This window comes from Mesotoga infera (assembly GCF_900157305.1).
In the GTDB taxonomy this organism is placed as follows: domain Bacteria; phylum Thermotogota; class Thermotogae; order Petrotogales; family Kosmotogaceae; genus Mesotoga; species Mesotoga infera.
The window spans coordinates 1,060,766-1,075,599 of sequence record NZ_LS974202.1; the positions used below are offsets into that span (position 1 = coordinate 1,060,766).

A 14,834-nucleotide genomic window follows, 5' to 3' on the forward strand; every position below is an offset into this window, starting at 1 on the left:
TTCCAAACTCTTTGTGGCAGTAACCCTCAGGGGTTTGACATACTTAGAGTCTTTCCAGAAGCCAATTACAGAGAAAAAACCGGGTTTACAAAGTTTCTTTTATAATACGAAAAACATAATTCTGATCGCCAGCTTTTTTGTATCAAACATTTTCGATGCTTTATGAGCACACCGCTATCAGAAGGCGAGCGGGCACTTTGAATAAATCTCCGGGGAATCGGACACAACCCTTCACGGACTAATTTACATTCTATCCCTCTTTACAGTGAAGAATGTGAAGAAGGGGATCTTTACTGTTGAGGCTGTGTTTAAAACCGGGTACAAACCGCCTCATGAAGAAACAAAAAAGAGAGTCCATAAGGACTCTCTCTGGCGGGGACGACGAGACTTGAACTCGCGGCCACCGGTGTGACAGACCGGCATGATAACCAAGCTTCACCACGTCCCCGAACAGATATCATTCTACATTAACCCCGGCTATCTGTCAATAGCCCCGTGTCCTGATGATCTTTGACTGCAAAGGAAAAACCACGAGATAAGGAGAGAGGGCGAGACGGACTAGAAGAACGAGATCCCGTATAAGAACACTACGGGATGACAGTGTGGCGGCATTACGGAATGACAGTCCCTTCCCGTCATCCTGACATACTCCTGGTCAGGATCCCGGTCTTCGCGAAAACCGGGACAGACGTCAGGAGCCCGTCACTCACCATTTTCGGGGTTTTTCCTCCCTTTCCGTCATTCTGAGCTTGACTCAGAATCACGGTTTTCTAAGGAGTGGATCCCGGGTCGGAGCCCGGGATGACAGTATAGGAGCATTACGGGATGACATGAGTGGCGCACTACGGGATGACCCTGAATAGGAGCCCTGAATAAGAGCATATCAGGACAGGCTCATCAGGGCAGGCTCTCCCTTCCCGTCATGCCGGACCCCGATCCGGCATCTCCAGCCTTGTAAAGAGCAAAGAGTCGTCCTTGGTTGTCCCAGAACATGGACCCGTCCTTCGAAAAGAGCCTTCTATAATGGATCTTACCCACCATCCACAACTCGCAACGCACCACGTATGAGTCCGGTGCTGTGCGTTCAGGTTCTTCGTTGGTTAAGGACCAGTCTTATGAAGTGTTCATGTGATAATCAAAAAAAAGAAGCTAATTAAATCATATCGTTTCTAACTTACTGTAACTCATTGGTTTCGTACTTTTTGTTATATAAACCGGAATGATATAATTTTCGTAATTGAAAAGGCTAATTTATCCAATTGCGAAAATATAATTCACAATTTCGTTCTGATCAATAACATATGAATTAAGGAGATGATTCGTATGGTTAAAAAGGTAGTGATCTTGCTTGTCGTTTCGTTGATTTCGTCGGCGATGCCTCTTGCCGGCACTCTGTCCGGTTACCTTACGGAACGGATGGGCTGGACCTACATCGCGAGCGGAAGCGATGTCGAAATGAGTATGTATCCACCGGACGGAGTGAGGGCGCTTGAAGATGAGCGTATTTTCTATGGACAGATCAAGATCGGCGATTCGACCGTCAACATAGCGATCATGGACATCGAACCTCCTATCCTCTGGATCGACAGCGATTACGACGGCTGTTTCCTTAACAACGTTTCGATATGCGGCCAGTATGGAGGGACAGTTATCAATGAAAGACGCACCTATAAATTCAGTCATCAGTTAAGGGTCGAATATCTTTCCGACGGGAAATCGTCTTACATGACACAGGATCTTGAAATTCACGCGATCCTTCCAAAAAAGGAAGGCGTCGAAGTCGACTACTTGCTCATGAGTAGAAGGGAAGGTTTGCTGGAAGTCGACGGAGAGCTGATCGGAATCGCCCTTTTTCCTACCGCGCCCGATGGCCTGGCCGATAAGATAGACGAAGTGTTCATCGGAATAGATCTAGACAGAGATGGAACTATAGACATGGTTCACAAAAACCACGAGCTTTTCGAAGCGACCAGCGTCATAAGAATCAACGATAAGAACTACAGAGTAAGCGAGATCAGCAGAGACGGCAGAAAAGTCACGTTCGAGCAGGTCGATGAAGATGCCCGGAACAAGCCTCTGTTGAAAAAAGGTTCTACCGCACCCCTGTTCGAAGCCAGAGACATATACGGAAAGAGCTTTTCCATGAGCGATTATCTAGGAAACCCCATAATCGTAGTCGTGACTTCGAAGACACCGCTTGAAGTTTTCACCGGCGGAGTTCCATGCGCTACAGGTGATTGCGAAGATACTAGCAGAGAAGAGAAGAGGCTGAGCAGCCTTTTGAATGAACTTGTCGCATGGAACGAGTATTCCACAAAACCGGAAGTTGAGCTCTTATGGCTTTACTCCGGCGACGAAATCAGTTCTGCAGATTCTCTCGGCGAATACTCCTGGTTGCACCTGATAGCCGATAAATCGGCGGTGGAACTTTACAGCACACCCCTGTCGAACGGAATGTTCCTGATCTCAAAGGATGGCAGAATAGCCTATCTGGATGATTATGTCGTTCAGGCGGGCGACCGTTCGATTCCCGTATATCCGGTGTTCAGAATTCCCACTTCCGGGATGACGAGTTCAAAGTGGTTCAGGGAGTTCGTATATAACGATTGATTTTTCCACGGGCTTGATAAAAGCGCATGAAAAGATAGCGGTGTTAAGTGTTTTAGATACGGCAAACGTAAAAGTATGGAGCATACTTTCAAATAGCCGTTCATAGTGTAGAAAAAGAGTGCTAAATCACTTTGCTCCCTTCAGGTTGGACAAATTCGGGCTTGGGTTTCCTGAAAATAGACTGTATCATTAATTTGCAAAGGATGTCCCCGCGTCCTGTTGCGAGTTGGTTCCAGGCCCATAATATTTGGAGCCAACCTCCCTCCTGAAGAATTTTCCACCCCGAGGGCCGCCGAAAGCGGCCCTTTTGTGTTGAATTGATGGAAATTACATGCTAGAATTATACCCGTCAAGGCGACGTAGCCAAGGGGTCAAAGGCGGAGGTCTGCAAAATCTCTACTCAAGGGTTCAAATCCCTTCGTCGCCTCCAGGAGAGGACGTGTTTGTCCTCTCTTTTTCTACCTCCCTGAGGAGTCTGTTGAGTATCTCGTCCCTGTTATCGACGGTCAATTCTACGCTCCTTATTCCCATGGATCTCTTGAGGTGGTCGATGAAAGAGTAGTTTCCCTTCCGAAGAACGCAGATGCAGTTTTTCGAACGTCTTATGGCCGCCACCACGGCCTGCTGGAATTCTGGAGACTCCTCTTCAAGATAGCCTATTTCGTCCATGATAAGGAAGCAACTCTCAGGTATCTCCATGGTACCGAGCTCTCTCGCCGCCTCTTTGAAGCCTTCTTCGATTATCCTCAACCTTCCTGAATTTCTCTCGCCGATCATGAAGGAGAGGCCGTTTAGAAAGTGGAGGAACAACCTCTGGCCTTCCGGCTCGAACCTTGTCTCGAAGCCCTTCACATTTACAAGGGGCTTTATTTTCTCTACTAGATAGGTCTTGCCCACGTTCCTTTCACCTGTAACGAAGTATTTCATCTCATTCCCCCAGTTCAATTACTATGGTCCGGTGGACCAGCTGACAATTGGAAAGAAACTAACGGTGTTTCAAAAATATGGCATCTGATGTAGAATACCAGAGAAAAGGTGGATAGACGTGCTTTTGTAAGAGAGTGCGCTTTTCTGGGTAATATTTACTTTCCTGGAGTGCATGGTGAAACATGAAAGCGAGTTATCACCTCACATTGAGAAAGTGTAATTGCTATCGACACGTTTTCAGTATAATTCGATTCTTCGCATTAGTCAATTTGCCGGGAGGCTTTCGCAACCGATCATATTTTTTTGAAGTTGAGAGCATTTGAAAGGAACCTGGCAAATCGGTTGGAGGTTTAAATGAAGGTTCTGCTTTATTCCGAAGGAAAAAAACTCTTCAGCAAGTCCGGCGTGGGAAGGGCCTTGAAGCATCAGATGATAGCGCTGGAGAAGGTTGGGGTCGCCTACACAACCGATGAAGAGGATAATTACGATCTGGCTCATATAAACACTATCGGTCCGGGCGGGGAGAAGGTGCTCAAAAAGTCCAGGAAGTCCGGTTTGCCTGTCATCTACCATACGCACACCACGTTCGAAGATTTCAGAAATTCCTTCATGTTCTCTAATTCTCTGGCCCCTCTTATAAAGAGAAGGATAAAGAGGCTCTACTCTTCCGCCGATTTTCTGATTTCACCCAGCGAGTACACCAGGGACCTGGTTAGGGGTTACGGTGTGAATCTTCCCATAAAAGTCATTTCTAACGGCGTAGACAACGAGAAGTTCACCAGAAATGCCTTCCTGGCAGAATCTTTCAGAAAACAGTACGGCATAGAGGGGCCGCTGGTTATCTCTGTGGGGTTGCCCTTCTCGAGGAAGGGAGTTGTAGATTTCTGCGATATCGCAGCGGACAAACCGGATATTAGGTTCTTCTGGTTCGGCGCAAAAATCACCTCTCTTCTTCCCGCAAAGATAAAGAAATTACTCAACCATCCTCCGAAAAACGTTATCTTCCCGGGCTTCGTTCCGCAGGAGACTATCATGGGCGCCTACTCGGCCTGCGATGCCTTCTTCTTTCCGAGCTACGAGGAAAACGAAGGGATCGTCGTCCTCGAAGCATTATCGATGGAAGCACCTATATTGATAAGGGATATACCCGTTTACAGAGGCTGGATGAGGAGTGAAGAGAACTGTCTGAAGGGGAGGGACAACCGGGAGCTCTCATTCCTTCTGGACAGACTGGTAGCGGACAAAAAACTCGCGGGAAAACTCACTTCCACTGGAAAGGAGACGGCTCTGGAGAGAGATCTTTCGATAATCGGCCAGAAACTCAAAAACACTTACCTCGAGGTTCTGGAAAAAAGATGAAGAGATCCAAAAGAAACTTCCTGATCGCGCTGTCGCTCAGTGTGGTGATCATCGTCGTTATACTGGGCGCCACCGATTTCAGAAAGTCGATCTCCTATCTTTTAAACGCCAAGCCCCTGTGGATAGCCCTCATCTTCGGCCTCTCCATCGGTAGCTGGTTTTTCGAATCTCTGACGCTTAAGATCTTCGCGGTTATGAGATCGCTTTCCGTTCCGCTCACGTACCTCTTCAAAATAACCGTGATAGGAACCTTTTTCAACGGGATAACACCGTTCTCTTCGGGCGGACAGCCGGCACAGATAGTCATCATGCAGCGTAGAAACATATCCGTCGGCGAATCGACGGCCATGCTGGTTTCCAGGTTTCTAGTCTACCAGAGCGTGATCACGGTCCTCGGAGTTATAGCCATCTTCGGCGCCTATCCGGTGGTTTCGGGCAAAATCTCGAATCTGGCGGTTCTTTCTATCTTCGGGTTTTTGATAAACAGTGCCGTGCTCTTCTTTTTGGTTCTCTTTTCTCTCAGTCCCAGGTTCACGGCTAAGGCGATAAGCATTATAGTGAAAATTCTGGGCTGGTTGAGAATAGTGAAAAACGTCGGTCTGGCGACAGAAAAATCACTGAAGGAGCTGGGCTTTTTTCACTCTTCAATGTCGGAACTCATGAAAAGGCCTTTAGTGCTGATTCTGGCCAGTTTGGCCACACTTGCCCAGTTGATCTGTATGATCTCCATCCCGTACTTCGTGGCCCTGTCGATGGGGATCGAGATGAACTACTTCGAGATCACGGCCGTTCAGTTGATCCTCTTCCTTGTTGTCTCGCTCATACCGACGCCCGGTGCCAGCGGCGTTTCCGAGGGCGGGTACCTGCTCTTCTTCCGGCCTTTCTTCGGTGAAAGCATAGGTGCCGCGCTTTTGGTGTGGCGGTTCTTCAGCTACTACGTGAACATAATATTTGGCGGGCTGGCCACGGCTCACGAGATAGGTTTCAAATCTAAACTTCGTTCCTGAGAACTCTCCCGTAGAGGTCGAGGGTCTTTTCGGTGTTGGCCTCGGCCGAGAAATCCAGGGAGATCTCTCGCGACCTTTCCGACATTCTCTTCCTCATGGAGTCGTCCCTGAGAACCTCTATGATAGCTTTGTAGAGGTTGTCTTTCGAGGGGCACATGAAACCGTTATCGCCGTCGAAAACCATGTTGGCGATGCTGTCGTCCTTGTAGGCCACCACCGGAAGGCCCGAGGCCATAGCTTCCAGAGTGACCAGACCGAAGGTCTCCGTGTGAGAGGCGATGATGAAGAGGTCGCTGCTCTTGTAGGCCAGAGAGATCTCGGTGGGCCATTTGAGGAATCCCGTGAAATGCAGATTCCTTCCCACACCCAGCGCGACCGAAAGTTCTTTCAGCTGTGTTCTCAGCGGGCCGTCGCCCACGAGCAGAAGGTGGGAGTTGGGAATCTCCCCGTTGACACGGGCGAAGTTTTCGATAAGTTTGTCTATGCTCTTCTCGCCGCCCATTCTGCCGACGAAGATCATCACCGGATCCTCCTCGCCGATGTTGTACCGGTTTCTAAAATTTCTCCGCTCTTCTTCTGATATCTCTCTTTTGAAGGGTGTGAGATCCACTCCGTTTGGAATTACCTCTATATGCGAGGTGACACCGTACGTCTCAAGAAGTTTCTTGATTTTTATTGAAGGGGCTATCACCGCCCTGTTCCTGTCGCAGAAGCGTTTGTCCTGCTTTCTTATATATACCCTCAGAATGGGTTCCATGAAGGGGATGTAGTGAACGTACTCCTCCATCATGGTGTGGTAAGTCGTGACACCGGGCAGGCCGAGTTTCGAGGTGACTAGGTTGGCCAGATACCCGACTATTATCGAGGTGTGGGAATGTATTAGATCGATCTTTAGGTTAGATATGATCTGAATCAATTCCCGGTAGTTCGTTGGAAGACCGATTCGATGCTGTTTTTCCCAGGGAAACCTCAGAGAGGGTACCCGATACACATTTTCCTGACTCGTGGCCTTCGGGTGATCGACCGTGAAGATATAGACGTTGTGCCCCCTTTTCTGGAGATTCTCTTCGAGCATCTTTATCATCGTTACCACACCGTTGACCTGCGGCGCGTAAGTGTCACTGAACATCGCTATATTCATAAAGTAGTCGCTTTTGAGACCCATGAACTCATTCGCGGGATGAAAAAGCGACATTACCTCCTTTCACATAATAGCGTAGTTTCCGAAACACTTAGGCTAGTCAACTACGGGTCAAGCCCGCTACTTCACTCGTGGGTGGTTGACCAGAAGTGCCTCCAGATCGCTTGACACCAATTGCCTTGTGCTTTATAATCTTTACTGTCTTGGGAGATCGTCCAATTGGTAGGACAGCGGACTCTGGATCCGCCGATGGAGGTTCGAGTCCTCCTCTCCCAGCCAGGGGCCTTCAAGGCCCTATTTTTTTGCTTTCGCGATCGAGAAGAGCGTGATTTCTTTAACGCCTTCCTCTCTTAAGACTCTAGCACATTGCCCAACGGTTGCACCAGTAGTTACGACATCGTCGAAGAGTATTATTTTCCCGGTCGAAAGCTCTCTCTTGACACGGAACTTGCCCTCTACGTTGCCATGCCTGTCGGCCAGTTTGAGACGCGATTGTGGCGACCTCCTACCTGTCGCCACAAGAACATCTTCGATCTTCAAATCCAGGTCTCTGGAGAGTTTTTTCAATATGAGGTGGTTTGTGTCGAAACCTCTTCTTCTGAAGGCATCGACTGTTGTTGGAACTGGTACGACCGTATTTACGTCCTCTCCGAAAACCAGGAACATTTCAAGGAGCATTTTCGAGAAGAGGTCGGCCATTCTCGGTCTGTCGCCGAACTTGTAGGCGTGAATCATTTCTCTGAGCGGGGTGTCGTAACTCCAGTAAGAGTAGGCCCTGTCTATATGCGCGAGCTTAAAAGAGGCCATGATAGGTCCTCTGATCAGCTTTTCGCACTCGCCACAGAGAACGGCGCCCAATTCGATCTCGCAGTTGCAGACTTCGCATCTGTTCGGGAAAAAGTGCGAAATCACCCTCGAAATCTTCAAAGCCACTCTTCCTTTTTCAAACTTCTCAGCCGGGTAAAGATCTGGTTGCTCCTGGCGCTCTTGATCTCTATGCCCGGCGTCATTGATGCCAAAAGCTTCTTCGAGTATGGTCGGTCGGGATCGACTAATCTCGCGTCGAGCACTATCACCACCCCGTGATCCCTTTTAGATCTTATTAGTCTTCCGATACCCTGTCTGAAGGCGGTTATCATCTTCGGGTAGTAGTACTTGTTCATGCCCTCCGAAGGGTTGCGGGGCCCGTAATGCTTTATCCTCGCCTCTATCAGAGGTTCATCCGGTCTTTCGAACGGGAGTTTATAAACGATGAGCAACTTGAGTTGTTCGCCGGGGAGGTCTATCCCCTCCCAGAAGACCCTGGTGCCGAAGATGACCGATCTCTTCGAATTTATATGCTCGGCCAGCAGGATTGCCGGGCTGTCGTTTCTCTCCTGTATGTTGACTGTTATCCCTTCCAGGTTTTTCTCGATTCTCGCGGCCGTCGTTTTCATATCGTCATAAGAAGTGAACAGGACGAGAGATCCCCCGCCCACGATGCTCAAGGCGGTCTCGATAAACTGGGAGGCGCTTTCCAAATAAGAGAGCGAGTTTGGCCTATAATCGGGCATATCCGACGGCACGAAGAATTTCAACTGCTGGGTGTAGTCGAAGGATGTACCGAGCCTTATGGCAGGATAATCCTCTCTGGCGCCTATCACGCGCCTTGCGTAGTTGAATCCGTCGCTGCCCTTGCTGTAAACCCACAAGGTCGCCGAGATGAAGATCTTGACTTTCACATTTGGAAAAACGCTGGACATGATCCTGTCGTTCTGAACGGGCGAGGAGGTTATCTTCAATCCGTTTCCGTTCAATCTCTCCTGTTTGTGTATATAGACGACTTTCGAGCTCTCCATCGCCGTTATGCCGGCGATCTGTCTGGCCCACTCGCGCAGCTCGGCATGCAACGCCTTCAGGATTATGGAGAGCTCTTCCCCCTTTCCCTCGCTCTGTTCCCGAACATCCTCGAGCATCTGTATCGTCTGACCGGAAACAGCGATGTGTATCTGGAGTCTGTCGGCCATCTTAAAGAGAATTTCCACCAGTTCCGGAAGGGTCTCTTTCGTGAAAGCCCTCTTCTCTCCACTCGAAAGTGTTCTACCGCGTTCGACCAGTTCCCGCATTATGCCTTCCAGCTCTTCGGTCGCCGTGTTCATTTTTGCCCAGAGTTTTCTGAGAAACTCCTCGTCGAAGTGTCGCTTTAGAAAACCGAAACAGCTTCTCACGGATTTGATGACCTTCTTGAGCGAAGAGACTACCTCGGCCGGGTCAAGTGTGAAACTCATGGCCTGGGTCAGCGAGTTCTCCACCTCGTGAGCCTCATCCACGACTAGGTATCTGAAGGACGGCAGGAGGGTACCGAGTGCTTCGAAATCCTCTTCTTCCCCGTCCATGATCCTGAGGTTCGCCTCGCTGAAGAGTAGAGAGTGGTTGGTGACGACTATATCGGCGTTCCTGGCGTTATCGCGGGCTACATAATAAGGGCAGGCATCGTACAGCGGGCATAATCTTCTTGTACAATCGAATCTGTTTCCTGCCAGAGTCATCCTTGTGTCGTCTTCTAGCGCTAGCGAGTCGAGATCTCCGTCGGGTGTGAGAATGGACCAGAGAATAACGCCAAAGATCTCCCAGGCGGTGTCGCGCGCTAACATGCCGTTCGAAACGATTCGGAGGTTCTCGTAAAGTTTGCGCAGGCAGAGGTATCTTTCCCTTCCCTTGAGGGAGACCGATCTGAGGTCTTTGAGGTTCGGTAGTTGTTTTATTACCGGAAGATCTTTCTTTACTAGCTGATCTTGCAAGACCCTGGTCCTTGTCGCGACGACGGCCTGATTTGTGGTGGATACGCAAGCATAAGCGATCGGGGCCAGGTAGGCCATACTCTTACCGGTGCCAGTTCCGGCCTCGATCATGATACCGTTTTCATTCACTATCGATTCGGCTATCTCGAGACTCGCCATGAATTGCTCCTGCCGGTATTCGTATTCTGGCAGGAGATCCTGCAGGAGACCGCCTTCGCTGAAGACCAGACGGATGGCCTTCTGGATATCTATCCTCTGGGCCTTCATCTCCCTCCGTTCGACCAGTTCCAGAGAGGATGAGATGGAATCCTCCCAGGGCTCGACCACCTTGCTCATCTTCAAAAACTTCTGGAGGAAGTTCCTCAGCCCTTCTCTGCCGGGGAGTCTTACGAGGATTGAGGTCAGACCTTTGGGGAGTTTTTTGAGTATCTCCGAGTACTCTCTTATACGGTCTTGAATGTCCTCTGCGGTCGCCGCGGCGAGGAAGTTCTTCAGGAACCTCTCATCTACCGAATACTCTGTGAGCTTTTCAGCATCGGCCAAATCGGGAATAAAAAGGCAGCCGTTTCCCAGACCCTTCATGTATCCGTCGAGCTCTTCAATATCGAGCGAGACGAAGGGCTTTTCCTGGTCCATGTGTCTCAGCGATACCCTTTTTCTAGAATCTCTCCTGAAAACCTTTCCTAGCAGGATATCCTCCAAAATGCACCTCTCCGAAAACCGAAAAGAAAAACCGGGCCTAAACCCGGTTCGGTGGTGCCGAGGGCGGGACTTGAACCCGCATAGGCTAAACGCCCACATGGACCTCAACCATGCGTGTCTGCCAATTCCACCACCTCGGCAACTTCACGAGAAAAATTATAACTTGACCGGATTCCTTTGTCAAGAAGCCACAACGCGGATAAAGCTCATACGAGCATTTCGAAACCTATCTTGAGAAGTTCTTCTCTGATTATGTAACGATCGATTATCGCATTCTCGTATTCGATCTCGAGAACACCACTGCTCGCATCTACCTGGACGTGTACGATGCCATCCATCGAGCGGAGTTTATTCGCTATCTTGTCGGCTTCATCCTCTTTAACGAGGTTTTTGACCTGAAAGAGCCTGACAACTCTCGGCAAAGTTCATCCCCCCAAAACCATACCTTTTCCGAGCAATCTTCCACTCAAAGCATCCATGGGACGCATCTTTTTCTTTCCGGAAAACTGCACTAACGATATGATAACACTTCCCGATCCGCAGCTCACAACTATTCCAGAGTCATCTATCTCGACGATCTCTCCATCGACTCCGGCAGTTTCTTCCGCTCCTGGTCGCGCGCCGAACAGTTTGATGATTTCTCCCCCCAGAGAGGTCCTGACTCCCGGGGCGGGGTCGAAGGCTCTGATTTTGTTAAAGACACGCGTGGCGCTGGAGAAATCTTTCAACAGAAGATCTTCGGGAAGTATCTTCGGTGCGAAGGAGGCCTCTTCGTCGTTCTGTGGTATCAGGAAAGGTCTATGGCTATCTAGAGAGCCGGCGAAGTCCAGAAGCATTTTTATCCCGAGAGTCTTGAGCTTTTCAAAGAGCGTACCAAAATTGTCGGATATCTCTATATCTATCGATTCGGCCATGGCGATCGGACCGCTGTCCATGCCCTCATCTATTTTGAAAATCGTGATCCCGGTCTTGGTCTCGCCGTTTTCCAGCGTCCGCTGAATCGGGGCGGCACCCCTGTATTTGGGAAGCAGCGACGCGTGAACGTTATAACATCCAAGTGAGGGGAGCTCGATCACTCTTTTTTTCAAGAGCTTTCCGTAGGCTACCGTTATTATAACGTCGGGCGAGAGCTTACACAGAGTATCGAACCCGTCTCCGGTGTTGACTGAATCGGGCTGAAAGACAGGAATACCGTATTTAAGTGATACCAGTTTAACCGGAGTGGGCATCAACTTTCGGCCGCGGCCTTTAGGTCTGTCGGGCTGCGAAAAGACACCCACTACGTTGTAATTGCTTTGCAGCAATACTTCCAGGTGGGAGGCCGCGAAATCCGGTGTCCCCATGAAGACTATTCTCATGCGGTCTAGACTTTCTCCCTCATTATCTGATTCAGTTTGGATTTTAAAAGTGCCCTTTTAGCGGCCGAGAGATGATCTACGAAGAGAACTCCGTCGAGATGATCGGCCTCGTGCTGAACTATACGCGCGGCGTACTCGGAAAGCTCTTCCTCGTGGAAGTTGCCCTCTACATCCTGATAGCGGAGTCTGACTCTCGAGGGTCTGAATAGATCGGCGTAGATACCGGGAATGCTCAGGCAGCCTTCCTCCATCTTTACTGTCTCTTCGCTCTTCCAGAGAAACTCGGGATTGATCACCACCCTGATTCCTTCGCCCGCATCGTAGACGAAGATCCTTTTAGAAATGCCGACCTGCGGAGCAGCCAAACCTACGCCGTCTTCGACGTACATCGTTTTGCTCAGCTCCTCGACGAACTCCCTCAACTTTTCATCGAAGACCTCGATTTTTTTGGCAACGAGGCGTAATAAAGGGTTCCCAATGTAAATCACTTTCATATCTTTTCCCATCCCTTTGACTGTTCCTTCAACTCTTCGAAGTAATCTTTATCGGTCATTATGGCGTGGAGGGGCGTGATCGAAACGTAGTTCTCTTTTACCGCGCAGAAATCGCTGTCCAGAGAGCATTCATCCTCGACCACTTCTCCGAATATCCAGTAGTAATTGTTGCCGTAAGGATCTTTCCGCTTCTCGAAGTAGTCTTTGTACCTCCTACGACTCTGTCGGGTTATTCTCCACCCCTTCAGGTCTTCCCTCTCTACCGACGGAACGTTTATGTTCAGGGCGGTGAATGGGGGCATCTTTTTTACGTCGAACGTCTCGAGAAATTCGAGCATAAAATCGGCGGCCGTGGAATAGATGGGGTTGCTCCAATCGCTGCTCGATACGGCGATCGAAGGCGTGTCCATAACGGCTCCCTCCAAAGCGCCCGATACCGTTCCCGAATAGAGAACGTCTATACCCATGTTCTGTCCCTTGTTTATTCCGCTGATAACCAGATCGCGCTTGATTTCCGAAATCGCCAGGAGACCGAGCTTTACACAGTCGGCCGGGGTCCCGTTGATCGCGTAGCCTATCATTCTGTTGCCGACTTTCACTTCCTTGGCCCAGAGCGGTGTCCTTATGGTTATGGCGTGTCCGGTGGCGCTTCTCTCAACGTCGGGAGCTACAACCAGAACGTTGTGCCTTTCCGAAAGTCTATCGGCCAGTTCGATTATCCCCGGAGACATTATTCCATCGTCGTTGGTAATTAATATATTCAATATACTGCCTCCTCTCACGTCTTCATACTGTTCTTGTAGTATTATTTTACAATATCGAACAGGACTTTTCTGGTAAGGTCGGGGTCCAGTTTTATGTATGGAGAGGAAATTGAAGATAGCGCAGTTGTTTGAGAGACACCCCGAACTCGAAGAGATCTACGGGCTGGTTCGGATCGCTTTCGAAGCCTCTCGCGATCCGGCCCACGACCTTTATCACGTCGTCAGGGTCACAGAAAACGCAGTCGAGATAGCGCTGGGAGAAGATGAATCGGTGGAGATCGCCGCCCTTGCAGCCCTCCTTCACGATATAAAGAGGCCGTCCGAGGATATAGATGGTCTCGATCATGCCACCGAGGGAGGCAAGTATGCGCTTAAAGTGCTTCTGAGCATGGGATACGCTTACGACATAGCCTCGGAAGTAGCTCTATCTATAAGAGACCACCGTTTTTCATCCGGGAGGGAGCCCGGAAGTGCTACCGGAAAGATTCTCCAGGACGCGGACAGACTCGACGCCATCGGGGCGATCGCGATCGCGCGTGTCTTCTCCTATTCGGGAAAGGTAGGCAGGCCGCTCCATTCACCAGACCTGTCGCCGCGCGACCGTTATGAAGGGTTCTCCACGAGCGCAATAAACCATTTCCACGAGAAGATCTTGAGGATAACCCCCGAAAGTTTCTGGACAGGCACGGGCAGGGAACTGGCTCGGGAAAGGTACGAATTCACCGTCGCCTTCGTGGAGAGGTTTCTCAAGGAATGGTGAACTTTCAGTACCTGACTTCGAAGTCGGTGAAATGCTGCTCGGGGAGTTCTTCGATCAGGCATTTCGAAATATTCGCCCGTATGGGACCGCGATCGACCTTCTGAATGAACTCGTCGATGGAAGCGTCTTCGCCGGTGCCCACTATTTCGACGCTACCGTCGTACTCGTTCCTGACATATCCGGTTATTCCCAGTATTCTTGCAGTGTGCAGGGTGTAGTATCTGAAGCCCACACCCTGGACCCTGCCGTAAACTCTTATCCTGACGGTTCTCATAAACCCAGCTCTTCACCGACGAGCATCACCGTGTATCTCCCCTTGCGCCGGCTGGAATCGCTTACGGTCACATAAGTTCCGCAGATCCTTTCGTCGCTCGTACAGTCCATGCAGAAGCCTGTGGCCGTGCAAGGGGTGTGGAGATTCAATCTTTTCGCGTTCATAGGCGCTATGAATTTTATCCTTTCGATAGCCGAATCAATGTCGCCGACGACTTTGTTCATGCCGACAACGAGAATGACCCTTTTCGGGCCGAATAATACGGCCGCCACACGGTTGCAATTGCCGTCCAGCAGGAGTATCTGTCCGTCGAGCGTGATGGCGTTCGCGCTACATAGATAGAAATCCGCCCAGAAGGCCTTTCGCAAGATCTCCTCTCGCTCTCCGCTGTCCGACACCGCTTCGCGGTCCAGATAGTTGTAACTACCCGATTTTAGAAGATCCCTCGCACCCGTCTCTTGAAGGGTGAGCGATCCGCCGGAGGCAACAGTCGAACCTGCGGGAATCAGCTCCACGAGCCTGGGAACGACCTGCTCTCTCGAGGGAAGATAGACGGCCTCTATAGATCTTTTTGCGAAGTTTTCTATCAACTTCCCGGCCAGTTTTTCATATTTCCAGTTCAGGAGACTGTTACGCATATTTCACCCCTTTCAAGAAT

The 14,834-nt window shown here is 49.9% G+C and carries 14 protein-coding genes and 4 tRNA genes; 6 read left to right on the forward strand and 12 right to left on the reverse strand.

Going from position 1 to position 14,834, the window contains the following annotated elements; genetic code table 11:
- Nucleotides 1–370 precede the first annotated feature (370 nt).
- A tRNA-Asp gene (locus tag MESINF_RS04870) sits at nucleotides 371–448 on the reverse strand.
- A gap of 875 nt (nucleotides 449–1,323) precedes the next feature.
- Between MESINF_RS04870 and MESINF_RS04875 the strand changes: the two genes are divergently transcribed.
- Together MESINF_RS04875 and MESINF_RS04880 are read left to right on the forward strand one after the other, a co-directional pair.
- Entirely contained in the window at nucleotides 1,324–2,610 is a 1,287-nt protein-coding gene (locus tag MESINF_RS04875; RefSeq protein WP_169698795.1) for a peroxiredoxin, read from the forward strand.
- A gap of 353 nt (nucleotides 2,611–2,963) precedes the next feature.
- A tRNA-Cys gene (locus MESINF_RS04880) sits at nucleotides 2,964–3,040 on the forward strand.
- On the opposite strand, the gene MESINF_RS04885 is transcribed toward MESINF_RS04880, so the two are convergent.
- Complete coding sequence (locus MESINF_RS04885) at nucleotides 3,019–3,537, reverse strand: nucleoside-triphosphatase (protein ID WP_169698796.1); 519 nt, start codon at nucleotides 3,535–3,537, stop codon at nucleotides 3,019–3,021. The genes MESINF_RS04880 and MESINF_RS04885 overlap by 22 nt on opposite strands.
- 354 nt (nucleotides 3,538–3,891) lie before the next feature.
- On the opposite strand from MESINF_RS04885, the gene MESINF_RS04890 reads away from it, so the two are divergent.
- Both MESINF_RS04890 and MESINF_RS04895 read left to right on the forward strand, forming a co-directional pair.
- A complete protein-coding gene (locus MESINF_RS04890) occupies nucleotides 3,892–4,896 on the forward strand; it encodes a glycosyltransferase family 4 protein (protein ID WP_169698797.1) in 1,005 nt (334 codons plus the stop codon).
- Nucleotides 4,893–5,903 (forward strand): lysylphosphatidylglycerol synthase transmembrane domain-containing protein, encoded by a 1,011-nt coding sequence (locus MESINF_RS04895; RefSeq protein WP_169698798.1) that lies wholly within the window; start codon nucleotides 4,893–4,895, stop codon nucleotides 5,901–5,903. Before MESINF_RS04890 ends, MESINF_RS04895 begins: the two co-directional genes overlap by 4 nt.
- On the opposite strand, the gene MESINF_RS04900 is transcribed toward MESINF_RS04895, so the two are convergent.
- On the reverse strand, nucleotides 5,887–7,098 hold the full coding sequence (locus MESINF_RS04900) for a glycosyltransferase family 4 protein (protein WP_231936870.1): 1,212 nt from the start codon (nucleotides 7,096–7,098) through the stop codon (nucleotides 5,887–5,889). The genes MESINF_RS04895 and MESINF_RS04900 overlap by 17 nt on opposite strands.
- Nucleotides 7,099–7,248: 150 nt before the next feature.
- Between MESINF_RS04900 and MESINF_RS04905 the strand changes: the two genes are divergently transcribed.
- A tRNA-Gln gene (locus MESINF_RS04905) sits at nucleotides 7,249–7,323 on the forward strand.
- A gap of 15 nt (nucleotides 7,324–7,338) precedes the next feature.
- On the opposite strand, the gene MESINF_RS04910 is transcribed toward MESINF_RS04905, so the two are convergent.
- From MESINF_RS04910 to surE, 7 genes are all read right to left on the reverse strand, one after another.
- Nucleotides 7,339–7,971: a ComF family protein gene (locus MESINF_RS04910; protein WP_231936871.1), complete on the reverse strand. Its 633-nt coding sequence runs from the start codon at nucleotides 7,969–7,971 to the stop codon at nucleotides 7,339–7,341.
- Nucleotides 7,968–10,526 carry an ATP-dependent DNA helicase gene (locus tag MESINF_RS04915; protein ID WP_169698799.1) on the reverse strand — a complete coding sequence of 853 codons (2,559 nt, stop codon included), beginning with the start codon at nucleotides 10,524–10,526 and terminating at the stop codon, nucleotides 7,968–7,970. The genes MESINF_RS04910 and MESINF_RS04915 overlap by 4 nt, the downstream gene beginning before the upstream one ends.
- A gap of 52 nt (nucleotides 10,527–10,578) precedes the next feature.
- Nucleotides 10,579–10,666, reverse strand: a tRNA-Leu gene (locus MESINF_RS04920).
- A 66-nt stretch (nucleotides 10,667–10,732) separates the two neighbouring features.
- Entirely contained in the window at nucleotides 10,733–10,948 is a 216-nt protein-coding gene (locus MESINF_RS04925; protein ID WP_169698800.1) for a heavy-metal-associated domain-containing protein, read from the reverse strand.
- 3 nt (nucleotides 10,949–10,951) lie between these two features.
- A complete protein-coding gene (fmt, locus tag MESINF_RS04930) occupies nucleotides 10,952–11,884 on the reverse strand; it encodes a methionyl-tRNA formyltransferase (RefSeq protein ID WP_169698801.1) in 933 nt (310 codons plus the stop codon).
- A 5-nt stretch (nucleotides 11,885–11,889) separates the two neighbouring features.
- Nucleotides 11,890–12,378: a peptide deformylase gene (gene def / locus MESINF_RS04935; RefSeq protein WP_169698802.1), complete on the reverse strand. Its 489-nt coding sequence runs from the start codon at nucleotides 12,376–12,378 to the stop codon at nucleotides 11,890–11,892.
- Nucleotides 12,375–13,142 (reverse strand): 5'/3'-nucleotidase SurE, encoded by a 768-nt coding sequence (surE, locus tag MESINF_RS04940; RefSeq protein WP_169698803.1) that lies wholly within the window; start codon nucleotides 13,140–13,142, stop codon nucleotides 12,375–12,377. Before surE ends, def begins: the two co-directional genes overlap by 4 nt.
- Before the next feature lie 109 nt (nucleotides 13,143–13,251).
- Here surE and MESINF_RS04945 point away from each other — a divergent pair, with 109 nt between their 5' ends.
- Nucleotides 13,252–13,902, forward strand: coding sequence for an HD domain-containing protein (locus tag MESINF_RS04945; RefSeq protein ID WP_231936872.1), 651 nt, complete (start codon nucleotides 13,252–13,254; stop codon nucleotides 13,900–13,902).
- A gap of 4 nt (nucleotides 13,903–13,906) precedes the next feature.
- Here MESINF_RS04945 and MESINF_RS04950 read toward each other — a convergent pair whose 3' ends face one another.
- Together MESINF_RS04950 and MESINF_RS04955 are read right to left on the reverse strand one after the other, a co-directional pair.
- Nucleotides 13,907–14,176, reverse strand: a complete 270-nt coding sequence (locus MESINF_RS04950) for an acylphosphatase (RefSeq protein WP_169698805.1) — start codon at nucleotides 14,174–14,176, stop codon at nucleotides 13,907–13,909.
- Nucleotides 14,173–14,814, reverse strand: coding sequence for a lactate utilization protein (locus tag MESINF_RS04955; RefSeq protein ID WP_169698806.1), 642 nt, complete (start codon nucleotides 14,812–14,814; stop codon nucleotides 14,173–14,175). Before MESINF_RS04955 ends, MESINF_RS04950 begins: the two co-directional genes overlap by 4 nt.
- Between the last annotated feature and the right edge of the window lie 20 nt (nucleotides 14,815–14,834).